The organism is Oceaniglobus roseus (assembly GCF_002869745.1).
In the GTDB taxonomy this organism is placed as follows: Bacteria; Pseudomonadota; Alphaproteobacteria; order Rhodobacterales; family Rhodobacteraceae; genus Oceaniglobus; species Oceaniglobus roseus.
The window spans coordinates 55,054-77,033 of record NZ_PNOS01000011.1; the positions used below are offsets into that span (position 1 = coordinate 55,054).

Here is a 21,980-nt window from a genome sequence, read left to right on the forward strand (position 1 = left end):
CTTCGCACCTTTCCTTCGAGCTTGACGAGAATTGTATCCTCTTGTATCCAGCTGCATGCAATATGGCAAGGGACGTATCGGGCGCGGCACATGATCGACACGACGGACATCGAGGACGGCCCGCAGGGGAACGGCGCGTACCGGCGTCTGCTGGAGGAGATCAGCCGCGGCGACCTGCTGCCCGGCGCGCGGCTGCGGGAAACCGAACTGGCCGAGCGGCTGGGGATCAGCCGCACGCCGGTCCGCGAAGCGATCCGGCAGCTCGAGGCGGACGGCCTTGTCGCCCATGTGCCCCGGCAGGGCGCCACGATCCGGGTGCTCGACTACACCGAGGTGATGGAGCTTTACGAGATGCGCGCCGTGCTCGAAGGCACCGCAGCGCGCCTTGCGGCCCGGGCGGCGTCGGACCTCGAGCTCGACGAGCTTGCCGCGCTGAACGAGGAGCTGGCCGCGACGGGGGATCTGCGCCTGGCCTACGATCTCAACCGCCAGTTCCACCTGACGCTGCTCGACGCGGCCAAGAACCGCTACCTGATCAGGTCCGTGAACGCGCTGCAGAAGACGCTGCTGATCCTGGGACCCTCGACCCTGGCCGAGGCCGACCGGGCGAAACAGGCGGTCGAAGAGCATGCCGCGCTGCTGGACGCGCTGAAGGCCCGTGACGGGACGCGGGCCGAGGCGCTGATGCGGGCGCATATCGAGGCCGCGCACCGCGTCAGGCTCAAGGCCCTGCGCGGTCGCGAACGCCCCATCGATGCGGTTTGAGGAGTGACCACGATGAATGCCATGCTCTCGAAGAACACCTGGGATATCGTCGTCATCGGCGGCGGCAATGCGGCCCTCTGCGCCGCGATCACCGCCTCCGAGGCGGGCGCGCGCGTGCTGATCCTCGAATCCGCGCCCAAGACCTATCGCGGCGGCAACAGCCGCCACACGCGCAATTTCCGCTGCATGCACCGGGGCCCGCTCTCGGTGCTGACGGGCAGCTACGGCGAGGACGAGTATTTCGACGACCTGATGCTCGTCACCAAGGGCAAGACCGACGAGCCGCTGGCGCGTCTCGCGATCCGGTCCTCCGAGGACTGCCTGCCCTGGATGGAGGCGCACGGCGTGCGGTTTCAGCCCTCGCTCTCCGGCACCCTGTCGCTGTCGCGCACGAACGCCTTCTTCCTCGGCGGCGGCAAGGCCCTGGTGAACGCCTACTACAACACCGCCGAGGACCTGGGCGTGACGGTCGCCTACGACGCCGAGATGACGCATGTGCATCTGGACGGCGACCGCGTCACGCATCTCGACGCGCGGATCGGCGGCGAGACGCACCGGATCGCGGCGCGCGCGGCGGTCCTGGCCTCGGGCGGTTTCCAGTCCGACCTCGACTGGCTGACCCGGGCCTGGGGACCGGCGGCGGCGAATTTCCTGATCCGGGGCACGCCCTACAACCGCGGCGTCGTGCTGCGCGACATGCTCGACCAGGGCTGCGAGAGCGTGGGCGACCCGACCCAGTGCCACGCCGTCGCCATCGACGGGCGCGCGCCGAAATTCGACGGCGGCATCGTTACCCGTCTGGACTGCGTGCCCTTCTCCGTCGTCGTCAACCGCGACGGCGAACGGTTCTACGACGAGGGCGAGGATGTCTGGCCCAAGCGTTATGCGATATGGGGGCGGCTGGTCGCGGCGCAGCCAGACCAGGTGGGCTATGCGATCATAGACGCCAAGTCGATCGACCTCTTCATGCCCTCGGTCTTTCCGCCCAACCGCGCCGACACGATCGAGGAACTCGGTACGCAGATGGGTCTCGACGGCGCAAGACTCGCCGCGACGGTGGCGGCATTCAACGCCGCCTGCCGTCCGGGGACCTTCCACCCGACCGAACTCGACCGGCTTGCCACCGTGGGGCTGTCCCCGGCAAAGACCAACTGGGCACGCCCGCTCGATACGCCGCCCTATTACGGATACCAGCTGCGCCCCGGTGTCACCTTCACCTATCTCGGGCTCAAGGTCTCGGACAGCGCGCAAGTCCACACGGCGCAGGGCCCGGTGCGGAATCTCTGGGCCGCGGGCGAGATCATGGCCGGATCGATCCTGGGCCAGGGCTACCTTGCCGGGTTCGGCATGACCATCGGAACCGTCTTCGGACGCATCGCGGGCCGGGAGGCCGCAGCCCATGTCAATTGACGTCATCGCAGAAGCCCGCCGCCAGACCGAGATCTGCAACGCCTGCCGTTATTGCGAGGGCTTCTGTTCGGTCTTTCCGGCGCTGACCCGCAACAAGGCCTTCGCGGACGGCGACATCACCCATCTCGCGAACCTCTGCCACAACTGCCGGGGCTGCTATTATTCCTGCCAGTACACCGCGCCGCACGAATTCGCGCTGAACTTCCCTGCGGCGCTGGCGGAGGTGCGGCAGGAGAGCTGGGAGCGCCACGCCTGGCCGCGTCCGTTCGCGCGGCTGTTCCATGAAAGCGGCGTGGCCATCGCGGTGGTCCTCGTCGCGGGCTTCGCGCTGATCCTCGGGATGCTTCAGACCCTGCACTCCGGGGGCGGGTCGGGCTTCTATGCCTATCTCGCCCATGGCGCGATGGTCGCGCTGTTCCTGCCGGCCTTCCTGCTGCCGCTCGCCTCGGTCGCCGTCAGCCTGCGTGGCTACTGGCAGGAAATCGGGGGCGGGTCGCTGCGCTGGCGCGACCTGCTGGGTGCGGGCAGATCCGCGGCACGGCTGAAGAACCTCGACGGCGGGCAGGGGCAGGGCTGCAACTTCGAGCAGGGCGACCGCTATTCGGACCGGCGGCGCTGGCTGCACCAGACGGTGCTCTACGGGTTCCTGCTGTGTTTCGCGGCGACGTCCTCCGGCACGGTCCTCCATTACGCGTTCGACATGCAGGCACCCTACGGTTTCTTCAGCCTTCCGAAACTGCTGGGCGTGCCGGGCGGCATCCTGCTGACGGTCGGCTGCGCGGGCCTCGCCTGGCTCAAGACGCAGGCCGACCCCGCGCTCGGTGCGGTGCGCGTCTGGGGCGGCGAGATGGCGTTCGTCCTGCTGCTGGGCGCGACAGGTGCCACCGGGCTTGCGCTCTATCTTGCGAGCGGTACGGCCGCGGTTCCGGTGCTGCTGACGATCCATCTCGGGACGGTCCTGGCCTTCTTCCTGCTGCTGCCCTTCAGCAAGATGGTCCACGGGTTCTACCGGTTTGCCACCCTGGTCGCGGAGGAGCAGAAGAAGGCCGCCGTACGGGACGCCCAGGCCCGGCCCTGATCGGAGCCGGGCCGGGACCCGAGGGAAATTCGTGAGCGCAATCAGAAGCTGGTAACATATAAAAGCTATATTATTAGATGTAATGCTTGCGCCCGTGACTTGCCTGTGCGAGAACGGGCCGCAGTCCGGTCAGTGTCTGCGCTCGGGAAGCACCGCCATGATCCTTGAAACGCTTTCGGTTTCCGTCACCGACCATGTCGCCACCGTGACGATCGATCGCCCGCCCGTGAACGCCCAGAACAACAAGCTGCGCGAGGAAATGCAGCTGGTGATGGACAGCCTTGGCGACCGGACCGACGTGCGGGCCATCGTGCTGACGGGCGAGGGCAAGGCCTTCTCCGCCGGGGCGGACCTGTCCGAGCGTCCGACGCAGGAGCCGGGTGCCTATACCGCGCACAACCGGCGGGTCCGTGCCAGTTTCGACTGCATCATGGAGTGCCCCAAGCCCGTGATCGCCGCGGTCAACGGTCCCGCCATCGGAGCGGGCTGCGTGACGGCGCTGTGCTGCGACATCCTGGTGTTTTCGGAGAAGGGATATCTTCAGATGACCGAGGTGACCGTCGGCCTGGCCGGCGGGGTAAGCCATGTGCGGCGTCACCTCGGCGAATCCGACGCGCGGATGATGCTGTTCACGGCGCGTCGCCTCTACGGGCCGGACCTGCTGCGCATGGGGGTGGCCTCGGCCTGCACCGCGCCCGAGGACCTGATGGAGACGGCCCTGGGCATCGCCCGCGACATCGCCAGGGCCAGTCCTTCGGCCGTGCGCGCTGCGAAGGCGTCCTTCCAGGTGACCGAGGGCCAGTCGATCTATGAGGGCTACCGGTTCGAGCAGGGCCAGACCAAGGCGCTTTCCACCTCGCAGGACAGCGCAGAAGCGATGGCCGCGTTCCGCGAAAAGCGGGCGCCGATCTTCAAGCCGTGACGGCCCCCGCATGACAGGGGTGCCCATGGTTGCGGTCCTGGGACGGATACCGCCGGATGTGCGCGCCGCGCTGGACGGCGAGGTGTCGCTGTTGGAGGCGGGCGCACTTGCGGCGCTCGACGGGCCGTCGCGTGCCGGAATAGGGCTTGGACTGACCTCGGCCATGGGCGGGGGGAATGCCGAAACACTGGACAAGCTGCCGGGACTGCGAGCCATTGCCAGCGTCGGTGCCGGGACGGACGCCTTCGATCTCGCCGATCTGTCGCGGCGGGGCATCGCGCTCTGTCCGACGCCGGACGTGATGACGGAGGACACGGCGGAGTGCGCGGTCGGCCTTGTCATTGCGCTTCTGCGCAACGTCGTCGGGAACGACCGCTTCGTGCGGCGGGGTGACTGGGTTGCGGGGCGCGCGCCCCTTGGCTGGCGCGTGTCGGGCCGTCGGATCGGCGTGGTCGGTCTGGGACGGATCGGTGCGCGCGTGGCGGAGAAGCTCGCCGCGCTCGGCTGCGTGGTCTCGTATACGGGGCGCAGCGCGAAGGCCGCGCCCTGGACGTTCGTCAGCGATGTCGCACGCCTGGCCGACGCGGTCGATGTGCTGGTGCTGACCTGCGCGGGCGGGGAAGGCACCAGGGGGCTGGTCGGTGCGGAGGTGCTGGACCGGCTGGGACCGGACGGGTTTCTGGTCAACGTCTCGCGCGGGTCTGTGGTGGACGAAGCTGCCCTGATCGCCGCGCTGGAAGAGGGCAGGATCGCGGGCGCGGCGCTCGACGTCTTCGAGAACGAGCCGACGCCGGACCCCCGGTTCGCGGAACTTCGGACCTGCATCTTGTCGCCCCATGCCGCGACATTCACCCGCGAGAACCGGCGCGACTTGATTTCGGAGATCAGGCGGCTGTTGGGTCTTGCTACGTCGACGGCCGTTTCAGCATAGGGAGGAACCGCAATGGCGATCACGGACGAGATGATCCTCCACGCGACGAAGGAGCTTTACTCCCGCGCCCTGCGGAAAGTGCCGGAGGACGCGAAGGCGGCCTTAGCACAGGCGATGACGACCGAGACCGACGAGACCGCGCGTCACACTCTGGAGCTTCAGTTGCGCAGTGCCGAACTGGCGGAGAAGAAGGACCGCTTTGTGTGTTCGGACAGCGGCGTGCCGGTCTATTTCGTCAAGGTCGGCGCCGGAGCCGAACTGAAGTGCGACTTCAAGACGTCGATCCGGGCGGGCTACGAAGAACTGGTCGATACCATCGAGCCGCCGATGCTCAAGCACGTCACGAACCCCCTGACGCTGGAGCGCAGCTATCACGGCAAGGACATGCCCATCGTCAGCTACGATTTCGAAAGCGGCATCGACTACGTCGAGATCATCTGTTCGCCCAAGGCGCTCGGGTCCGGCCGCTGGGCTGCGATGGAGCTGTTCACCTTCCCGTCGCTCGAGGAGATCGAGACCTACATCCTCGACGTCGCGATCAAGGCCGGGGCGCAGCACTGTCCGCCCGTCGTCATGGGCGTCGGGATCGGCGGCACGTTCGATCACTGCGCGGGTCTCGCCAAGAAGCAGACGCTGCGCAAGATCGGCACGACCAATCCGGATCCGGCGCTCGCGGCGATGGAGGAGCGGCTGTTCAGGGCGGTGAATGCCCTTGGCTTCGGCCCGATGGGCACCGGAGGGGACACGACCGTGCTGGGGGTGCATGTGGACTATGCGAGCGGGCACGGCTTCACCCCCGTGGCCGTGGCGTTCAACTGCTGGATCAACCGGCGGACCAGCGTGAAGATCTGGGGCGACGGCCGGATGGAGTGGGGCGAATGACGCTGCGCGAACACGACCTCACGCTGCCGCTCACGGAAGACGCCGTCCGTGCGCTGAACGTGGGTGATATCGTCTATCTGACGGGCGAGATTTTCGCGACGGCGGGCATGCCGACCCATGACCGCCTGCTGGGCTGCCTCGACGGGGTGGAGGATCTGCCGTTCGACCTGAAGGGCGGTGCGCTGTTCCACCTCGGAAGCCTGAACGAGGAGGGCGAGGACGGCGCGCTCCGGATCGTCTACATGAACCCGACCACCAGCACGCGGTTCAACGCCCATATGCCGCGGCTCATTCCGGGCCTCGGTCTGCGGGCCACCGGCGGCAAGGGGGGGCTGAGCGCGGAGAGCGCGAAGGCGATGGCCGAGGCCGGTTGCGTGTACCTCGCGTTTCTCGGTGGCGGGGCAGAGATCATCACGGCGGGCATCCGGCGGGTGACGGGTATCGGGTGGCCGGAGATGATCTCGCATTACCGGATCGCGCGGATCGAGGTCGATCGCCTCGGGCCTCTGACCGTCGGGATAGATGCGCACGGCAACAGCATCTACGACCGGACGACGGCGGCTGCGTTGGACAAACGGCAAGCCATTCTGGAGGAGATGCGGAAGGCGAGGGGGGCCTGAGCGCCCGTCAGGTCAGCTTGAACTCGACCCGGACCGTGTCGCCGCGGTAGATCCCGTTGGCGATAAGGGCCGTTGTTCCGTCTTCGGCAACCGCGACCCTCTGGACATAGGCGATGGGGTCGCCCAGCAGCACGCCCAGCAGTTCGCTGACTTCGGGGTCCGCCGAGCCGATGGTCAATGTCTGTCGGGCGTCGACGATCTTCAGGCCGGGAATATCCGCAATGAGGCGCATGGACGTCTTCGTCGTGAAATCCCGCTCATCAATTCTGTCCGCGAGGCGTTCGTCGATGAAGACGTCGGCGAGCAGGAAAGCCTGGCCCTCCCTGCTGTGGCGTCGCCGAAGGTGCCGGTAGGAGGGCGCAAGCTCACCAGTCCCCGCGGGAATGTCGGTCGGAGTAGCGTCGGCTTCGGAGCCAAGGAGTTCGATCCGGGCATTGGCCCGCGCCATCAGAAGGCCGTTCCAGTCGGTCTGCACCTCGCACCAGAGATCGCGGCGGTTGTTCTTGCGCACGAAGGTTCCCTTGGCGCGGAACCGCTCGATCAGGCCTTCCTGTTCGAGAAGGCTCAGGGCCTGCCGGATGGTCATGTTGGCGACGCCGCATTCCTTGGCCAGTTCCTCGACCGTAGGGATGCGGGAATCGACGGGCCATTCGCTGGTCTCGATCCGCCGGCGGAACAGGGCGGCCAGTTGCAGGTAGCGGGCCACGGCGCTTTTCCGGATGGCTGTCGCCGTCGTGGTTGTCGGTTCGCTGTCGGGCATCCGCGCCTCCGCATTCGCACCCACCTCGCACCGGCAAGGTGAAACATATAATTGTGCTAGCTTAATATGTTTTCAAGCTGTCCGGCAAGCCGGATCGACCCGCGCCCGGGCGGCTGTGGCCATGCGATGTTTTCCGGGACGGGATCGCCTGCGGTCTATTCGGCGGCGGCGCGCATCGGGCCGGGGGGGAGCAACGTGCGCGACGTCGCAGCGGAGTTCAGCTGGGCCGGAATGTGATCGGGCAGCGGTATGCCATGGTTGTTCAGCGTCATCGCGACCATCGAGTAATAACCGACGACGGCCGACAGCTCGACGGCGCCGACAGCGCCCCAGCGGTCGAGCACGGCGGCATAGGCGGTGTCGCCTGCCTTTCCGTGTTCAAGAAGTTCCCGGCAGAATTCGTAGATCGCGCGTGCGGCCACATCCGAAAAGTCGGGAACCTTGCAGGTGCGGATTGCCTCGATGACGGTCTCGTCCAGTCCGGCAGTGCGCGCCGCGTCGGCGTGGATCGTCCACTCGAGCTCGCTGTTCCAGTGCCGGGCCGTGACGAGGATCGCCAGTTCGTTGAGGCTGCGCGGCAGAGATGTCTCGAACCGCAGGACCTGGCCGAGGGCCTGCCAGGCATCGGCGAGGGACGGGTTGTGGAGCGCTGCGCGCAGCGGCCCGACAAGGGTGCCGCGCGGGCCGCTGACGATCTTGTCGTAGACGGCCCGCTGGGCCGCGTTCATCTCGTCCGGGCCGGGCAGGGGGATGCGGGGGCCCGTCATGTCGTTTCCGCCTTCAGGCCAAGTGCCTCGAGGACTTCGCTGGTGTGCTCGCCCAGAAGCGGCGGCGGCCGGTCGAAGCTCAGCGCGGCCCGTTCGAACTTCATCGGGCTGACCACGGAGGGAACCTTGCCCGACAGCGGATGCGGCAGGTCGCGCAGCATCCGGCGGTGCCTGACCTGCTCCTCGGCAAAGACCATCGGGACGGTGTTGATCGGACCGCAGGGCACCTTGTGCTCGCCCAGGATGCGGGTCCAGTCGGCAAGGTCCTTGCCCGCGAACTGCTCCACGATGATCGGGTGCAGGGTGTCGAGGTTGCGTACACGTTGGCGGTTGGTGGCATAGCGGTCGTCCCCGGCGAGGTCGGGACGGCCGATGGCGTTGGCGAAGCGGGCGAACTGTTCGTCGTTGCCGACGGCCAGCACGATGTGACCGTCGCGCACCGGGAACACGTCCTGCGGCTGGATGTTCGGGTGCTTGTTGCCCCGCCGCACCGGCGTCGCGCCGGACACGAGGTGGTTCATCGCCTGGTTGGCCAGCATCGCCGTCGCCACGTCGAGCATGGCGATGTCGATGGTGTCGCCCTTGCCGCTCTGCCCGCGCTCGGCCAGGGCGGCCAGCACGGAGATGGCGGCGTACATGCCGGTCATGATGTCGACGATGGGCACGCCCACCTTCTGCGGCCCGCCGCCGGGGGCGTCGTCGGGGGCGCCCGTGACGCTCATCAACCCGCCCATGGCCTGGATCATGAAGTCGTAGGCCACGTCATGGGCGCGCGGGCCGTCCTTGCCGAAGCCGGTGATGGAACAGAAGATCAGGTCGGGCTTCACCGCGCGCAGATCGTCCGGCCCGAGGCCATAGCGTTCCAACGTGCCGACCTTGAAGTTCTCCAGCACGATGTCCGACTTGGCGGCCAGCGCCTTGACGGTGGCCTGTCCTTCCGCCGAGGCGATGTCGATCTCGACCGACTTCTTTCCGCGGTTGACGGAGAGGTAATAGCCCGACTCGGCGGTATCCGCGCCGCTTTCGTCCTTCAGGTAGGGCGGTCCCCACTTGCGGGTGTCGTCGCCGACGCCGGCGCGTTCGACCTTGATCACCTCTGCGCCGAGGTCGGCCAGGATCTGCCCGGCCCAGGGCCCGGCCATGATCCGTGACAGGTCGAGCACGCGGATGTGTTTCAGGGGTCCAGTCATCAGTTCGTCCCGTATGTGAAGGAGGGGATGAGGTCCGCCCCGGTCGGCGGCGCGCCGCCGTCGTCGACGATCACCGTCGCGGCGACCGATGGGCGTTGCGAGACGTCGGCATACCAAGCGGCAAGGCCCGGCAGCGCCCCTTTCCAGCCGCAGCCGGGATAGCGGAAGTCGAGCTGCCCGAGCGTGCAGACCACCGCGATCTGCCCCAGCCCGAAGGGCGCCTGCGCGAGGGCTGCGCTGTCGTCCTCCAGCACCGCAAGGGTGGCGCGGGTCTTGGTCTCGAACGCGGAGAGGATCACCGGGTCGGCCTTGTCGCCGCGCCCGCGCTCGGTGCGCCACAGCAGCAGGATGTCGGTCAGCCCGTCGGCCAGCGCCTGCCACGTCAACTGCCGGATGCGGGCGTCCGTCTCGGCGGGCAGCAGGTCGTCACGGCCCGCCTGCAGGATCAGGAACTCGCAGATCACGCGGGAATCGATCAGCCTGCGCCCGTCGTCGGTGACGAGGCAGGGGATCTTGCCCAGCGGGTTGTCCTTCAGGATCGCGGGGTTGGGCGGCGCGGCGAAGATGGCGAGCGAATTGATCCGCTCGACCTTGTCGGTCAGGCCGCATTCCGCCAGCACGATGCTGACCTTGCGGGCGAAGGGCGAGCGGGGGGACCAGTGCAGCTTCATCACGCGGCACCCTCCAGAAAGCGCGTCAGATGCGCGGTGAAGGCTGCCGGCTGCTCGAAGCAGGGGACATGGCCCGCGCCGTCGATCACCTGCATCTCGGCCCCGGCAATCGCCGGCTTCAGCTTGGTCACCATGCCCTCAGGCATCGCGCCGTCCTGCGCCCCCGCCAGCAGCAGGACGGGGCAGGCGATGCGCTGCAGCTCCTCGGCGTAGTCATAGCCCTTCAACGCGGTGGCACAGGACTCGAACCCCTCGAAGGGCGTGGCGGCGATCATCGCGGTCAACTCCGCCCTTTGCGCGGCAGTGGCCCCTTCGGTCAGCCAGCGACCGGCGGTCTCTTCCGCGAAGGCACCCATGCCCGCGGCGCGTGCCCCGTCGATCCGCTCGGCCCAGCTTGCGGCACCGCCCGGCGCGGTTTTCGCCTGACCGTCGGAAAGGACCAGGGCCGAGAACCGGTCCGCCGACTGGGCGTGCGCGGCAAGCCCCGTGGGCACGCCCATCGACAGGCCGACGTAGGTCGCCCGGCGCAGCCCGGCCGCATCCATGACCGCCAGCAGATCGCCGCCCAGATCGTCGAAGTCCACCGCCGCCTGCGGAACGCCCGATTGCCCGTGTCCTGCCTGGTCGTAGCGCAGGATGCCGTATCGCCCGGCGAGGGCGGCGGCCTGCGCCGCCCAGATCGACAGGTCGGTCACCAGCGAATTGCCGAAGACGAGCCAGCGGGCATCATCGGAGGCGGGCGGAATCGCTTCCGCGTGGAGCGTGTAGCCGTCCCGCGGAACCGACAGTGTCCTGCCGAATGGTGCCTGCACCGCCATGCCTCTCCGGTCTCCGATCGCACTGATAATCTAAAAGCTAGTTATATGGTTTTTAACTCCGAACGCAATCCGCATTTTCACGCCCGGGTGATCTGCCGCGGGGCACAATATGTCCCAACGCGGGCAACATGACCTCCGAAAGCATCCCTTGCATGCACGACGGGCCTTCATCCGAACCGGACAAACGCATTGACGTATCCATTAAGCTAGTTTTATAGCATAAAAGGAAGTGGGGCGGCTGCGGAATGGCATTCATGCATCGGCGCGGGCCAGCCTTGGACAGTCCGGTAGCATGAGGGGCCAATGACCCAGGATCACAGCGTCGTTCACGTGCAGGTGCGGGACAGGGTCGGCATCGTGACCATCGACAATCCCCCGGTGAACGCCGGCTCGACGGCGGTGCGCGCGGGTCTTCTTTCGTCTCTCGAACACCTTGCCGGGCGGGACCTGGCGGGCATCGTGATCCTCGGGGCCGGACGCAGCTTCATCGCCGGGTCCGACATCAGCGAATTCGGCGCACCGCTGGCGGCCCCCGAACTGCCGCAGGTCATCGCCGCGATCGAGGACAGTCCGCACCCCGTCTGCGCCGCGATCCATGGCGCGTGCCTTGGCGGCGGGTTCGAGCTGGCTTTGGGCTGCGATCTGCGTGTTGCGGCACCCGGCGCGGTGCTGGGTCTGCCCGAGGTGACGCTTGGCATGGTGCCGGGGGCAGGCGGCACGCAACGCCTGCCGCGCCTGACCGGACTGGCAGAAGCGATGGAATTGGTCTGCTCGGGTCGCAGGGTGAAGGCGGAGGAGGCGCTGCGGCTGAAAATCATCGACGCGCTGGCAGAGAGCGCCACGCCCGAGGCGCTGATCGCCGCCGCCGAGGCCGCGATCACGGCCGCGCCCGCCAAGCGCAGGCTGCGCGACCGGCCGGTGCCGCCCGCCGACGCAGGCGCCGTCGAAAAGGCCGAGGCCGATGCCCTGAAGCGCGGCAAGGGCCGTCCGAACGTCGCCGAGGCGATCCGCCTGGTGAAGCTCTCGGCCGAGGAGTCGGTCGAGGAGGCGCTGCGCATCGAGCGCGCCGCCTTCCAGACGCTGCGGTTGCAGGAGGAAGCCTTCGCGCTGCGGCACCTGTTCTTCGCCGAACGCGCCGCGACGCGGATCGACGGGCTGACCGACGATCCGGCCGATATCGCTCGGGTCGGGATCGTCGGCGGCGGCACCATGGGCCAAGGCATCTGCCGGGCGGTGCTGGCGGCCGGCCTGCCGGTCACGCTCGCCGAACGGAACGCCGAAGCCCGCGACGCGGCGGCAGAGGCCATCGGCAGGTCGCTCGACGCCGCCGTGGCCAAGGGGCGCTTGACCGCAGACGCCGCCGCGGACCGCACGGCGCGGTTGACGACCACCGATCACTTGGACGATCTGGCGGACTGCGATCTGGTGATCGAGGCGGTGTTCGAGGACATGGCGGTGAAGAAGGAGCTTTTCGCCGCGCTCGACCGGATCCTGAAACCGGGCGCGATCCTCGCGACCAATACCTCCTACCTCGACATCGACGAGATGGCCTCGGTCACCGGTCGCGCCGCCGATGTCGTCGGCCTGCATTTCTTCAGCCCCGCCGACATCATGAAACTTCTGGAGATCGTCCGGACCGACAGCGCATCCGACCGCGCGCTGGCGACATCCCTTGCCTTCGCCAGGCGGCTGGGCAAGCAGCCGGTGGTGTCGCGGGTGGCCGAGGGCTTCATCGGCAACCGCATCTATGCCGCTTATCGCCGCCACGCGGAGTATCTGGTGGAGGAGGGCGCGACACCCATGGAGGTGGACAACGCCGCGACCGCCTTCGGTTTCGCCATGGGGCCCTTCGCGGTGGGCGACGTGTCGGGGCTCGACATCGCCTGGGCCATGCGAAAGCGGCAGGCGGGCACCCGCGATCCTCGGATGCGATATGTCGATGTTCCTGACCGGCTGTGCGAGGCGGGGCGGTTCGGACGCAAGACCGGCGGGGGGTATTACGATTACGAGGGCGGCAAGACGTCGCCATCCGAGGCGGCCGCCGTGATCATCGAAAAGGCGCGCGCCGCCAAGGGCATAAGCCCCCGCCGCTTTACCGCGGCAGAGATCCGGGATCGCCTGCTCGGCGCGATCCTGAACGAGGCGGCGCTGGTGCTGGACGAAGGCGTGGCACAGCGGCCCGGCGACATCGACGTGGCGCTGGTGCATGGCTACGGGTTTCCGCGGTGGCGCGGCGGCCCGCTCTGGTGGGCGTCGGCTGAGCCGCGCGCGCGCATCGACGGCATGATGCAGGCCGTCGCGGGGGCCGCCGGTCCGGGATACGGAACCGGCAACGTCAATGGAATGCTCGCCCCGCTGCGGACCGAGCGGGACGAGATCGAGAAAAGGAAATCCGGCCATGCGTGACGTCTTCATCTGCGACTACATCCGGACGCCCATCGGCCGCTACGCCGGGGCGCTGTCACAGGTCCGGGCCGACGATCTGGCGGCGATCCCGCTGCGCGCCCTGATGGCCCGCAATGCGGGCGTCGACTGGGCTGCCGTGGACGATGTGATCTTCGGCTGCGCCAACCAGGCGGGCGAGGACAACCGCAACGTCGCCCGGATGGCGGCGCTGCTCGCGGGCCTGCCCGAGACGGTGCCGGGCACCACGATGAACCGCCTCTGCGGATCGGGGATGGATGCGGTGATGACCGCCGCCCGCGCGATCCGCGCCGGAGAGACCGAGCTGATGATCGCGGGCGGAGTCGAGAACATGAGCCGCGCGCCCTTCGTCCTGCCCAAGGCCGACAGCGCCTTTTCGCGGCAGGCCGCCATCGAGGACACGACTATCGGCTGGCGCTTCGTCAATCCGCTGATGAAGGCGCAGTACGGCGTCGATTCGATGCCCGAAACGGCCGAGAACGTGGCCGAGGATTTCAATATCAGCCGCGAAGATCAGGACGCCTTCGCCCTGCGGTCCCAACAACGGGCCGCGGCGGCGATGGCGCGCGGGCGGCTCGCGGCCGAGATCACGCCGGTCGAGATTCCGCAGCGCAAGGGCGATCCGGTCGTCGTCGACACCGACGAGCATCCGCGCCCCGACACCACGCTGGAAGGGTTGGCCAGGCTGCGTGCGCCGTTCCGCGCGGGCGGGTCGGTGACGGCGGGCAACGCCTCGGGCGTCAACGACGGGGCCGCCGCCCTGATCCTCGCCTCCGAAGATGCGGCGCGGGCACATGGCCTGACACCCATCGCGCGCGTCCTCGGCGGCGCGACCGCCGGGGTGCCGCCGCGGATCATGGGCTTCGGCCCGGCCCCGGCGTCGAAAAAGCTGATGGCGCGGCTCGGGCTGTCGCAGCCGGATTTCGACGTGATCGAGCTGAACGAGGCCTTCGCGAGCCAGGGACTGGCGACGTTGCGGGACCTCGGCATCGCGGACGACGATCCCCGCGTGAACCCCAACGGCGGGGCGATTGCCCTGGGCCATCCGCTGGGAATGTCCGGGGCGCGCATCGTCGGGACCGCGGCGCTGGAATTGCGCGAGACGGGGGGCAAACGCGCCCTGTCGACCATGTGCATCGGGGTGGGACAGGGCATCGCGCTGGCCATCGCGGCGGTTTGAGGGGCGCGCGCGGGCCCCGCTCAGCCGGGCAGGCCGCCGACCCAGTCCGCCAGCGCCTGCGCCACGGCCTCCGGCTGTTCGGGCAGGAGCGCGTGGCCCGCGCCCGGGATGACGACGCAATCGGCCTTGGGACCGATCTTGTCGCGCAGAACGTCAAGGTCCGGCGGTGGCGAGATCACGTCCTCGGCCGCCCCGACATAGAGGGTCTCAAATCGGTCCGCGACGCGGATCCAGTCCTGGTCACGGGTCAGGCGGGCAGCCTCGCGTTGCGCGGCGGAGACCTCGGGCCACCAGCCGTCCAGCCAGACCGAGGCGTCGGAGGCGGCGGCGAAATAGACCGCCCTCAGGTGGCCGAGCCGCTCTTCGTCCGGCAGCGCCATGTCGAAGCTGGCCGAGATCGAGGTCTTCACGCCTTCCGGTACCACGTTGGTCACGATGGCGGCGACGAGGGCCACAGCGCGCGTCAGGTCGGGCCGATCGTGGGCCAGCACGCGCGCCACCCAGTTTCCGGCGGCGTGGCCGACCAGAACCGCGGGGCCCGCCGCCTCGGCCGCGATGATCGCGGCGACGTCGGCCGCCATTTGGTGCAGCGTCTCGCCGTCGCGCAACGGCGAGGAGCCGCCGATGCCGCGCGGCTCCGGCAGGATCAGGCGCAGCCCGGCCTGCAGCAGGGGCGGCAGAAGCGGGTCGAAATCCTCAGTCCCGCGCCCGAGCGAAGGGATCAGCACGACCGAAGGCCCTGCGCCGCAGACGCGGTAGTGCAGGGTGATGCCGTCACGGCTCAGCTGCCGCTGGTGAACGTCGTCGGCTTTGGTCCGGGGGGTGCTGGTCATCATGCGTGCGAGCTGCAATTTTCAACAAGGATGGGCGCACAAGTGCGTTCAGGGAAGGGAGACAGTTCATGAAACTGGGTGTCATCGGTGCCGGCGCGATCGGCGGCTGGCTGACCTGCGGCTTTGTCGAGGCTGGCGCGACGGCGACGGTCCTCGCACGCGGCAAGACGCTGGAGGCCCTGCGGGCCGGCGGGCTGACGCTCGACGACGGGGCGGCGGTGCGCAGCTTCGATGTGAGGGCCACCGACGATCCCGCCGACTTGCGGGACGTCGACGTGCTGCTGCTGGGGCTGAAGGCGCACGATCTGCCGGGGCTGGCCCCCCATATCGAGGCTGCCCTCGGTCCGGAGACAACCGTGGTGGCCGCGATCAACGGTCTGCCCTGGTGGTATTTCGAGGCGTTCGGCGGCCCCGCGCATGGCCTGCACCTCGACGCCGTCGATCCGGGCGGCGCCCTGGCGCAGCTGATGCCCGCAGACCGCGTGGTCGGCGCGGTCGTCCACGCCGGCAGCCGGGTGGAGGCGCCGGGGCGCATCCGCCTCGTGGCGGCGAACCGCGTACTGCTGGGGGATGCGGGGCAGGGCGGGCACGCGCCCGAGATCGCCCGGCACCTGGCCGCGGGCGGCCTCCCCGCCAGTGCCAGCGACCGGATTCACCACGATGTCTGGAGCAAGCTCTGGGGCAATTCCAACATGAACCCGCTCTCGGCGCTGTCGCGGGCGGATCTGTCCACCATGCTGGACGACGACGGCGTGCGCGGCCTTGCCATCGCCATGATGGAGGAGATGTCGGCCGTGGGCACCCGCATCGGCCTGACCGGCTTCGACGACATCCCCGCGCGGATCGACATGACGCGCAAGCTGGGCGCGTTCCGCACGTCGATGCTGCAGGACCTCGACGCCGGGCGCGCGCTGGAACTGGACCCGATCCTTGGCGCGCTGGTCGAACTGGCGCGCAGGCTGGACGTGCGCACGCCGGTCATGGACGGGGTCTATGGCCTGACGCGGCTGCTGGACAGAAGCCGGACCTGAAAGGTCCGGCCGGGCCCCGGCGGTCACGATTCGAAGAAGGGGGTTTCCTGCCCCCGCGGCCCCCGCAGCAGGATGTCGAAACCGTAGGTCTGCACGCCGTCCGCCTTGCCCAGATCGCGCAGCACCAGCAGGTGCCGCAGGTCTTCCGGAAGGACGGACAGGACCGGATCTGCGGCATTGGCCTGCGCGTTCTCGGGGAAGAAGAGCGTCGTCTCGGCGTTGCGCATCAGCCCGATGCCCATGACGATGATGTTCAGGTGCGGCGCGCGCATGCGGCCATTCTCGGCGTAGGATCCCGGGCGGATGGACCGGAAGGAATAGGCGCCTTCCGCGGTCGACCACGCCCGGCCCCAGCCCAGGAAATCCGGATCGGCCCGGTCGCCCTCCGGGTCATCGGGATGGCGGAAGCGGCCTGCCGCATCGGCCTGCCAGAGCTCCAGGATGGCGTTGGCGACCGGCTCTCCGCCTTCCTTGCGGACCGTGCCGGTCAGCAGGAAAGGCGTGCCTTGCGTGGTGGGCGCCGCATCGGCGGACAGGCGCGTCAGGTCGTTGTCGCCAGGCTGGAAGAAATCCGCCGGGAAGAACGGCCCGATGGTGTGCTGCGACAGCGGGATGTGGCGGGGTTGGGCAGGGGTCGGCATCATGCCTCCGGCGTCGCGTTGCGTCCGCGCAGGACGATGTCGTGGCGAAAGCCGAGGTGGTCGACGCCGACCTCGGCGGGGTGAATCTGGGTCGCGACCAGCCGCTTACGCGCGCCCTCGTCGCCGACCGAATTGAGGATGCGGTCCCAGTCGTTCAGGGGATCGCCCGGGAAATACATCTGCGTCACCAGCCGCGACAGCGTGCTGGGCCCGAGGACCGAGAAGTGGATGTGCGGCGGGCGCCACCAGGTGTCCTTGACCGGGACCGGATAGGCGCCCGGCTTGATCGTCAGGAAGCTGTAGGCGCCGTTCTCGTCCGAGCGCACGCGGCCATGGCCGAGGAAATTGGGGTCGAGCGGTGCCGCGCGCTGGTCGAGCGCATGGGTGTAGCGACCGGCGGCATTCGCCTGCCAGAGTTCCACGATGGCGCCGGGGACGGGGCGTCCGTCCTCGTCGAGGATTCGGCCCGAGACCTGCATCAGCAGGCCCTGCGCCAGCTTGCCGGTCCGGCTTGCCGCGAGGTTGTTGTCGCCGCAGACCAGCTTGCGCCACAGCTCGGCCGGGCCGGTGGTATCGGTCCGCGTCACGGGCCGCTTGAACGCCGGTTGCGAGGGCGTATGCGTCCAGGTGTTGGTGTAGCCCTCGATCGGAACGCTGGGCTGCACGCCCTCCGGCCAGGGATCGTAGGCCCTTGTCGCAGAAGCTTTGGTCATGGTCTTTGCCTCCTCCCGTGGGGTGCCGGACGATCGGCCCGTCCGGCCGAAGCCGGGCTTAAACGTCCGTTGCAAAGGCTATAAGCTATGTTTATAGCTTAATGTCAAGGTTCGGATTTCCGGCGTCGTGTACGTCCTGACGGCGCGATCATCGGAGCAGCGAACGCCGTTAGGCAAGAATCCGATTGCGGACATTTGAAAAGCTAGTTATATAACTTTTAGGGATGAGATCCGAAGCCGCAGCGTTCGGATGAAGCCGGATCGCCGTCGCGAGGAGGTTGCGGCGGGGTGCGGGAAGGGGAGGAGTGGCCGAAATGGTTGCAATGGTTCGCCAGATCGTCGCCGGTGTCGTCCTGTCGCTTGGCGCGGCGGGGGCGGTGTCCGCGCAGGCGTTGTTCGACGGCTGCCCGTCGGGCCAGATCCAGCAGCGGTTCGCCGAATTCGGAAAGACGGGGAAAATGCCGCCGGATCTCGGCCGCTGGCTCAACACGCCCGAGGCGCAGGCCGTCGCGCCGTGGAAGGCCTTCGACAACGTCGATTACGTCGGCATCTGCTGGGTGTCGGCCTGGCTGGTGCACACCGATGAGGGCACCGTGCTGATCGACACGCTTTACGGACCCTTCCAGCAGACCCTGATCGACAACATCGCGCAGACCGGCACGGATTTGTCCGACATCCGCTACGTCCTGATGACCCACGGTCATTTCGACCATGTGGGCGGTGCCGCGGCGCTCAAACCGCTTCTGCCGAACGCCACCTTCGTGATGACGCGGGGCGGCTGGGACGAGGCGATGGCAGGTGCCGCGGCCTCCGAGGGCACGCCGCGCGCGTGGAAGATGATCGCCCCCGACATGGTGGCCGCCGATGGCGACCGGATCACTCTGGGCGGCAATACCTTCACCGTCATCGAGACGCCGGGCCACACCTGGGGCACCGCGTCCTATACCTTCGACGTGAAGGATGGCGACGAGACCTACCGCGCGATCACCATCGGGGGCCTCGGCCTCAACGCGATCGAGGGGCCGGAGCAGGTCGAGGCCTATATCGCGAGCGTCGATCACCTGCGCGCGCTGGTCGAGGCGCCCGGCAACGGGATCGACGTCCATCTGTCCACCCACGGCTTCTCCAACAACCTCGACGAGGATCGCCAGGCGCTGGCCGCCCGCGCGCCGGGCGAGGCGCACGTGCTGGTGAATCCCGAGGGGCTCTTGGCGCAGATCGCGTTCCTGCGGGACCGGGCGGCGGAGCGGCTGCAGGCGGAGCAGGGCAAATAGCCTTTCCCGCCACAGGCCGGGCCTGCGCGGGCAACACGACATCTGGAACATCGGGAGGTCCATCCATGACATCATTCAAACCGTCGCGCCGTCAGGTGCTGGCCGGCGTCGCCGCCCTCATCGCCACCCCGGCTCTGGTCCGGCGCGCGTCCGCGGCCGAAGTGACCCTGCGCCTGCACCACTTCCTGCCGCCCGTCGCGCCGATGCATGCCCAGTTCTTCGAACCCTGGGCCGCGGAACTGGCCGAGGCGTCGAATGGCGCGATCGAGGTGCAGATCTTCCCGGCGATGCAGCTGGGCGGCAAGCCGCCGCAGCTGGCCGACCAGGTCAACAAGGGCATCGTCGACATGGCATGGGCCCTGCCGACCTACACCCCCGGCCGCTATCCCGTCGCCGAAACCATGGGTCTGCCGTTTCTCGCCAAGCATGCCGAGGAAACCTCCGTCGCGCTGCACAGGCTGATGGACGAATTCGGCGGCGACGAGTTCAGGGGCATGAAGCCGCTCGCCTTCTGGAGCCACGACGGCGGCAAGCTTCACATGCGCGAGGGCACCGTGCGCACCGCCGAGGATCTGAAGGGCAGGAAGATCCGCAGCCCCAATGCCGGCATGGGCGAGCTTCTGACGGCGCTCGGGGCCGAGCCGGTGTTCTTCCCGGTGACCGAGATGGTCGTCGGCCTCAGCAACGGCGTGATCGACGGCTGCTGCCTTCCCTACGAGGTCGTGCCGCCCTTCAAGCTTCAAGAGCTCACGAAATCCTCCAGCGAGGCGGCTCCGGGGGCCCGCGGCCTTTATGCCAACACCAACGTGCTGCTGATGAACGCGGGCAAGTACGAGGGACTGTCCGACGACCTGCGCGGCGTGATCGACGCCCATTCCGGGATCGAGCTGTCGCGCCGCATCGGCAAGACCTTCGACGAGTTCGAGGCGGTCGGACGGAAGATGGTGCAAGAGCAGGGCAACGAGATCGTCGAGATCCCGGCCGGGGAGATCGCCAGCTGGCAGGAGGCGGCGCAGCCGATCTATACCGAATGGCAGAAGACCCTGGATGCCGCGGGCCATGACGGTGCCGCGATCCTGGCGCGGGCGAACGCGCTGCTGGATCAGGGCGCGTAGATGACCGGTTGGACCGCGTTGTGGCCCGGACATGGGGGAGGCGCCTCCCCCATGCTGGTCTGGATGGACAGGCTTGCCCGGATCCTTGCCGCCCTTGGCGGGGCGGTCGTCTTCGGCGTCGCCGTTGCGGTCACGCTTTCCGTCGTCATGCGTATCGTCGGACTTCAGGGGCTGCGCGGCGATTTCGAGATGGTCGAGATGTCCTGCGTCGCGGCGGCGGGACTGTTCCTGCCGCTGTGCCAGCTGAACCGCGGTCACGTGATGGTGGACCTGTTCACGGAATGGCTGCCGCGGCGCGTGCGGACGGGCCTCGACTGGATCTGGCTCTTGGGCTTCGCGCTTGGCTGGGCGGCGGTGTGCTATCTGACCCTTCAGGGCCTCGCGGAGATCCGGGCCTACGGCGACCGGACCATGCTTCTGTCCGTCCCGGTGTGGTGGGCCTATATTCCGTCGGCCCTCGGCACCGGCGCGGCCAGCCTGATCGCCTTCGCGCAGGTCTTCGTGCTGCCGCGGCAACCCATCGTGCAGACGGGGCACTGAGGATGGATCCGACCCTTCTGGCCGTCGTCCTGGTCGCCTGCCTGCTGGGTGCCATCGTCCTGCGCGCCCCCATCGGCCTTGCAATGGGGGCCATCGGGGCGGTCGGCTATGTCCTGCTGTCCGGCCCCGCCAGTCTGCTTGCCTACCTGTCCACCGCCTGGCCGGACAAGTTCATGTCCTATGACCTGGCGATCATCCCGCTTTTCATCCTGATGGGCCACCTGGCCACGCAGACCGGGATTTCCTCCGCGCTTTTCGCGGCGTCCAACGCCTGGATCGGGCACTGGCGCGGCGGCCTTGCCATGGCCGCGGTCGCCGGATGCGCGATGTTCGGGTCCATCTCCGGCTCGTCCATCGCCACGGCATCCACCATGGCGAAGGTCGCGCTGCCCGAGATGCAGAAGCATCGCTACAGCGGCGCTCTGTCGTCGGGCGCGCTGGCCGCGGGGGGCACGCTCGGGATCCTGATTCCGCCGTCCATCGTGCTGATCATCTATGCGCTTCTGACCGAGCAGAACATCGTCAAGCTGTTCCTGGCCGCGACGGTCCCGGCCGTGCTTGCCGTCCTGGGCTTCATCATCGCCATCGCGATCTACGTCCGCATCTTCACCGATGCCGCGCCGTTGCAGCAGAAGGCGAGCCTGCGGATCCGGCTGAAGAGCCTCGGCAGCATCTGGCACATCGTCGGCATCTTCGTCGTGGTGCTGGGCGGCATCTACGGCGGCTTCTTCACCCCGGCCGAGGGCGCCTCCATCGGCGTGGTTCTGACCGCCGCCGTGGGCGTCTTCACGCGCGCCCTGTCGCTGGACGCCCTTGTCGAAAGCCTGGTCGAGACGGCGGCGACGAGCGCGATGATCTTCGTCATCCTGTTCGGCGCCGACATCTTCAACGTGGCGATGGCGCTGTCGCGGGCGCCGACGACGCTGGCGGACTGTTTCATCGCCGCGGAGATCGGACCGATGACCGTCCTGCTCCTGATCGTGGGGTTCTACCTCGTGATGGGATGCGTGATGGACAGCCTCTCGATGATCGTGCTGACCGTGCCCGTGTTCTTTCCCACGATGATGAGCCTCGACTTCGGACTCCTGCCGGAACAGCAGGCGCTCTGGTTCGGCATCCTGACCCTCGTGGTGGTGGAGCTCGGCATGATCACGCCGCCGGTGGGGATGAACCTCTTCATCATATCCGCCATCGCGAAGGACATTCCCACCGCGGCGATCTTCCGGGGCACGGTGCCGTTCATCATGTCGGAGTTCGTCCGCATCGGGCTCCTGATCGCCTTCCCGGCCCTCAGCTTCTGGCTGGTCGATGTCTGGTCCTGACCGAACAGGCCATGGCGTCCGCCCCGAAGCGATGGGCGCACCATCGGCGGGATAATCGAGTACGGGCGCGCCAAGCGCCCGAGCGCATCGGGA

General features: G+C 68.2%; 22 protein-coding genes. 14 read left to right on the top strand and 8 right to left on the bottom strand.

Going from position 1 to position 21,980, the window contains the following annotated elements:
- Positions 1–90 precede the first annotated feature (90 nt).
- The 7 genes from A7B20_RS07580 to A7B20_RS07610 all read left to right on the top strand — a co-directional run bounded on the left by A7B20_RS07580 (position 91) and on the right by A7B20_RS07610 (position 6,608).
- Positions 91–765, top strand: coding sequence for a GntR family transcriptional regulator (locus A7B20_RS07580; RefSeq protein ID WP_102107964.1), 675 nt, complete (start codon positions 91–93; stop codon positions 763–765).
- 12 nt (positions 766–777) lie between these two features.
- Positions 778–2,175, top strand: coding sequence for an FAD-dependent tricarballylate dehydrogenase TcuA (gene tcuA / locus A7B20_RS07585; protein ID WP_281260094.1), 1,398 nt, complete (start codon positions 778–780; stop codon positions 2,173–2,175).
- A complete protein-coding gene (gene tcuB / locus A7B20_RS07590) occupies positions 2,165–3,253 on the top strand; it encodes a tricarballylate utilization 4Fe-4S protein TcuB (protein ID WP_102107965.1) in 1,089 nt (362 codons plus the stop codon). Before tcuA ends, tcuB begins: the two co-directional genes overlap by 11 nt.
- 157 nt (positions 3,254–3,410) lie before the next feature.
- Positions 3,411–4,175 carry an enoyl-CoA hydratase/isomerase family protein gene (locus tag A7B20_RS07595; protein ID WP_102107966.1) on the top strand — a complete coding sequence of 255 codons (765 nt, stop codon included), beginning with the start codon at positions 3,411–3,413 and terminating at the stop codon, positions 4,173–4,175.
- 25 nt (positions 4,176–4,200) lie between these two features.
- Positions 4,201–5,106: an NAD(P)-dependent oxidoreductase gene (locus A7B20_RS07600; protein ID WP_157937620.1), complete on the top strand. Its 906-nt coding sequence runs from the start codon at positions 4,201–4,203 to the stop codon at positions 5,104–5,106.
- A 12-nt stretch (positions 5,107–5,118) separates the two neighbouring features.
- Entirely contained in the window at positions 5,119–5,988 is an 870-nt protein-coding gene (locus A7B20_RS07605) for a fumarate hydratase (protein ID WP_102107968.1), read from the top strand.
- A complete protein-coding gene (locus A7B20_RS07610) occupies positions 5,985–6,608 on the top strand; it encodes a fumarate hydratase C-terminal domain-containing protein (protein ID WP_102107969.1) in 624 nt (207 codons plus the stop codon). Before A7B20_RS07605 ends, A7B20_RS07610 begins: the two co-directional genes overlap by 4 nt.
- 7 nt (positions 6,609–6,615) lie before the next feature.
- On the opposite strand, the gene A7B20_RS07615 is transcribed toward A7B20_RS07610, so the two are convergent.
- The 5 genes from A7B20_RS07615 to A7B20_RS07635 all read right to left on the bottom strand — a co-directional run bounded on the left by A7B20_RS07615 (position 6,616) and on the right by A7B20_RS07635 (position 10,808).
- The gene (locus A7B20_RS07615) at positions 6,616–7,368 is read right to left on the bottom strand and encodes a GntR family transcriptional regulator (RefSeq protein ID WP_102107970.1); all 753 of its coding nucleotides are present in this window, start codon (positions 7,366–7,368) and stop codon (positions 6,616–6,618) included.
- Positions 7,369–7,523: 155 nt separating this feature from the next.
- Positions 7,524–8,135, bottom strand: a complete 612-nt coding sequence (locus A7B20_RS07620; RefSeq protein ID WP_102107971.1) for a carboxymuconolactone decarboxylase family protein — start codon at positions 8,133–8,135, stop codon at positions 7,524–7,526.
- Positions 8,132–9,325 carry a CaiB/BaiF CoA transferase family protein gene (locus A7B20_RS07625; protein ID WP_102107972.1) on the bottom strand — a complete coding sequence of 398 codons (1,194 nt, stop codon included), beginning with the start codon at positions 9,323–9,325 and terminating at the stop codon, positions 8,132–8,134. Before A7B20_RS07625 ends, A7B20_RS07620 begins: the two co-directional genes overlap by 4 nt.
- Positions 9,325–9,996: a glutathione S-transferase family protein gene (locus A7B20_RS07630; protein ID WP_102107973.1), complete on the bottom strand. Its 672-nt coding sequence runs from the start codon at positions 9,994–9,996 to the stop codon at positions 9,325–9,327. The genes A7B20_RS07625 and A7B20_RS07630 overlap by 1 nt, the downstream gene beginning before the upstream one ends.
- Positions 9,996–10,808 carry an alpha/beta fold hydrolase gene (locus A7B20_RS07635; RefSeq protein WP_245866672.1) on the bottom strand — a complete coding sequence of 271 codons (813 nt, stop codon included), beginning with the start codon at positions 10,806–10,808 and terminating at the stop codon, positions 9,996–9,998. The genes A7B20_RS07630 and A7B20_RS07635 overlap by 1 nt, the downstream gene beginning before the upstream one ends.
- Before the next feature lie 309 nt (positions 10,809–11,117).
- On the opposite strand from A7B20_RS07635, the gene A7B20_RS07640 reads away from it, so the two are divergent.
- Entirely contained in the window at positions 11,118–13,220 is a 2,103-nt protein-coding gene (locus tag A7B20_RS07640; RefSeq protein ID WP_102107975.1) for a 3-hydroxyacyl-CoA dehydrogenase NAD-binding domain-containing protein, read from the top strand.
- Positions 13,213–14,418, top strand: a complete 1,206-nt coding sequence (gene pcaF, locus A7B20_RS07645; protein ID WP_102107976.1) for a 3-oxoadipyl-CoA thiolase — start codon at positions 13,213–13,215, stop codon at positions 14,416–14,418. Before A7B20_RS07640 ends, pcaF begins: the two co-directional genes overlap by 8 nt.
- 20 nt (positions 14,419–14,438) lie before the next feature.
- Here pcaF and A7B20_RS07650 read toward each other — a convergent pair whose 3' ends face one another.
- Complete coding sequence (locus A7B20_RS07650; RefSeq protein WP_102108009.1) at positions 14,439–15,251, bottom strand: alpha/beta fold hydrolase; 813 nt, start codon at positions 15,249–15,251, stop codon at positions 14,439–14,441.
- 68 nt (positions 15,252–15,319) lie between these two features.
- Here A7B20_RS07650 and A7B20_RS07655 point away from each other — a divergent pair, with 68 nt between their 5' ends.
- The gene (locus A7B20_RS07655) at positions 15,320–16,282 is read left to right on the top strand and encodes a 2-dehydropantoate 2-reductase (RefSeq protein ID WP_102107977.1); all 963 of its coding nucleotides are present in this window, start codon (positions 15,320–15,322) and stop codon (positions 16,280–16,282) included.
- Positions 16,283–16,305: 23 nt separating this feature from the next.
- On the opposite strand, the gene pcaG is transcribed toward A7B20_RS07655, so the two are convergent.
- Both pcaG and A7B20_RS07665 read right to left on the bottom strand, forming a co-directional pair.
- Positions 16,306–16,923, bottom strand: a complete 618-nt coding sequence (gene pcaG / locus A7B20_RS07660) for a protocatechuate 3,4-dioxygenase subunit alpha (protein ID WP_157937621.1) — start codon at positions 16,921–16,923, stop codon at positions 16,306–16,308.
- Positions 16,923–17,636 carry a dioxygenase family protein gene (locus tag A7B20_RS07665; RefSeq protein ID WP_102107979.1) on the bottom strand — a complete coding sequence of 238 codons (714 nt, stop codon included), beginning with the start codon at positions 17,634–17,636 and terminating at the stop codon, positions 16,923–16,925. The genes pcaG and A7B20_RS07665 overlap by 1 nt, the downstream gene beginning before the upstream one ends.
- Before the next feature lie 458 nt (positions 17,637–18,094).
- Between A7B20_RS07665 and A7B20_RS07670 the strand changes: the two genes are divergently transcribed.
- The 4 genes from A7B20_RS07670 (at position 18,095) to A7B20_RS07685 (ending at position 21,887) form a co-directional block, all read left to right on the top strand.
- Positions 18,095–18,910: an MBL fold metallo-hydrolase gene (locus tag A7B20_RS07670; protein ID WP_425437131.1), complete on the top strand. Its 816-nt coding sequence runs from the start codon at positions 18,095–18,097 to the stop codon at positions 18,908–18,910.
- Between the two features lie 65 nt (positions 18,911–18,975).
- Positions 18,976–20,025, top strand: coding sequence for a TRAP transporter substrate-binding protein (locus A7B20_RS07675; protein ID WP_102107981.1), 1,050 nt, complete (start codon positions 18,976–18,978; stop codon positions 20,023–20,025).
- 51 nt (positions 20,026–20,076) lie between these two features.
- Positions 20,077–20,565, top strand: coding sequence for a TRAP transporter small permease (locus A7B20_RS07680; protein WP_157937622.1), 489 nt, complete (start codon positions 20,077–20,079; stop codon positions 20,563–20,565).
- Between the two features lie 2 nt (positions 20,566–20,567).
- Complete coding sequence (locus A7B20_RS07685; protein ID WP_102107983.1) at positions 20,568–21,887, top strand: TRAP transporter large permease; 1,320 nt, start codon at positions 20,568–20,570, stop codon at positions 21,885–21,887.
- Positions 21,888–21,980: the final 93 nt, after the last annotated feature.

What these genes read in the sequence shown, in the direction of transcription:
- A7B20_RS07580 (WP_102107964.1), top strand. Translation starts at nt 91, where the DNA reads ATGATCGACACGACGGACATCGAGGACGGCCCGCAGGGGAACGGCGCG.
- tcuA (WP_281260094.1), top strand. Translation starts at nt 778, where the DNA reads ATGAATGCCATGCTCTCGAAGAACACCTGGGATATCGTCGTCATCGGC.
- tcuB (WP_102107965.1), top strand. Translation starts at nt 2,165, where the DNA reads ATGTCAATTGACGTCATCGCAGAAGCCCGCCGCCAGACCGAGATCTGC.
- A7B20_RS07595 (WP_102107966.1), top strand. Translation starts at nt 3,411, where the DNA reads ATGATCCTTGAAACGCTTTCGGTTTCCGTCACCGACCATGTCGCCACC.
- A7B20_RS07600 (WP_157937620.1), top strand. Translation starts at nt 4,201, where the DNA reads ATGGTTGCGGTCCTGGGACGGATACCGCCGGATGTGCGCGCCGCGCTG.
- A7B20_RS07605 (WP_102107968.1), top strand. Translation starts at nt 5,119, where the DNA reads ATGGCGATCACGGACGAGATGATCCTCCACGCGACGAAGGAGCTTTAC.
- A7B20_RS07610 (WP_102107969.1), top strand. Translation starts at nt 5,985, where the DNA reads ATGACGCTGCGCGAACACGACCTCACGCTGCCGCTCACGGAAGACGCC.
- A7B20_RS07615 (WP_102107970.1), bottom strand. Translation starts at nt 7,368, where the DNA reads ATGCCCGACAGCGAACCGACAACCACGACGGCGACAGCCATCCGGAAA.
- A7B20_RS07620 (WP_102107971.1), bottom strand. Translation starts at nt 8,135, where the DNA reads ATGACGGGCCCCCGCATCCCCCTGCCCGGCCCGGACGAGATGAACGCG.
- A7B20_RS07625 (WP_102107972.1), bottom strand. Translation starts at nt 9,325, where the DNA reads ATGACTGGACCCCTGAAACACATCCGCGTGCTCGACCTGTCACGGATC.
- A7B20_RS07630 (WP_102107973.1), bottom strand. Translation starts at nt 9,996, where the DNA reads ATGAAGCTGCACTGGTCCCCCCGCTCGCCCTTCGCCCGCAAGGTCAGC.
- A7B20_RS07640 (WP_102107975.1), top strand. Translation starts at nt 11,118, where the DNA reads ATGACCCAGGATCACAGCGTCGTTCACGTGCAGGTGCGGGACAGGGTC.
- pcaF (WP_102107976.1), top strand. Translation starts at nt 13,213, where the DNA reads ATGCGTGACGTCTTCATCTGCGACTACATCCGGACGCCCATCGGCCGC.
- A7B20_RS07650 (WP_102108009.1), bottom strand. Translation starts at nt 15,251, where the DNA reads ATGACCAGCACCCCCCGGACCAAAGCCGACGACGTTCACCAGCGGCAG.
- A7B20_RS07655 (WP_102107977.1), top strand. Translation starts at nt 15,320, where the DNA reads ATGAAACTGGGTGTCATCGGTGCCGGCGCGATCGGCGGCTGGCTGACC.
- pcaG (WP_157937621.1), bottom strand. Translation starts at nt 16,923, where the DNA reads ATGCCGACCCCTGCCCAACCCCGCCACATCCCGCTGTCGCAGCACACC.
- A7B20_RS07665 (WP_102107979.1), bottom strand. Translation starts at nt 17,636, where the DNA reads ATGACCAAAGCTTCTGCGACAAGGGCCTACGATCCCTGGCCGGAGGGC.
- A7B20_RS07670 (WP_425437131.1), top strand. Translation starts at nt 18,095, where the DNA reads ATGCCGCCGGATCTCGGCCGCTGGCTCAACACGCCCGAGGCGCAGGCC.
- A7B20_RS07675 (WP_102107981.1), top strand. Translation starts at nt 18,976, where the DNA reads ATGACATCATTCAAACCGTCGCGCCGTCAGGTGCTGGCCGGCGTCGCC.
- A7B20_RS07680 (WP_157937622.1), top strand. Translation starts at nt 20,077, where the DNA reads ATGCTGGTCTGGATGGACAGGCTTGCCCGGATCCTTGCCGCCCTTGGC.
- A7B20_RS07685 (WP_102107983.1), top strand. Translation starts at nt 20,568, where the DNA reads ATGGATCCGACCCTTCTGGCCGTCGTCCTGGTCGCCTGCCTGCTGGGT.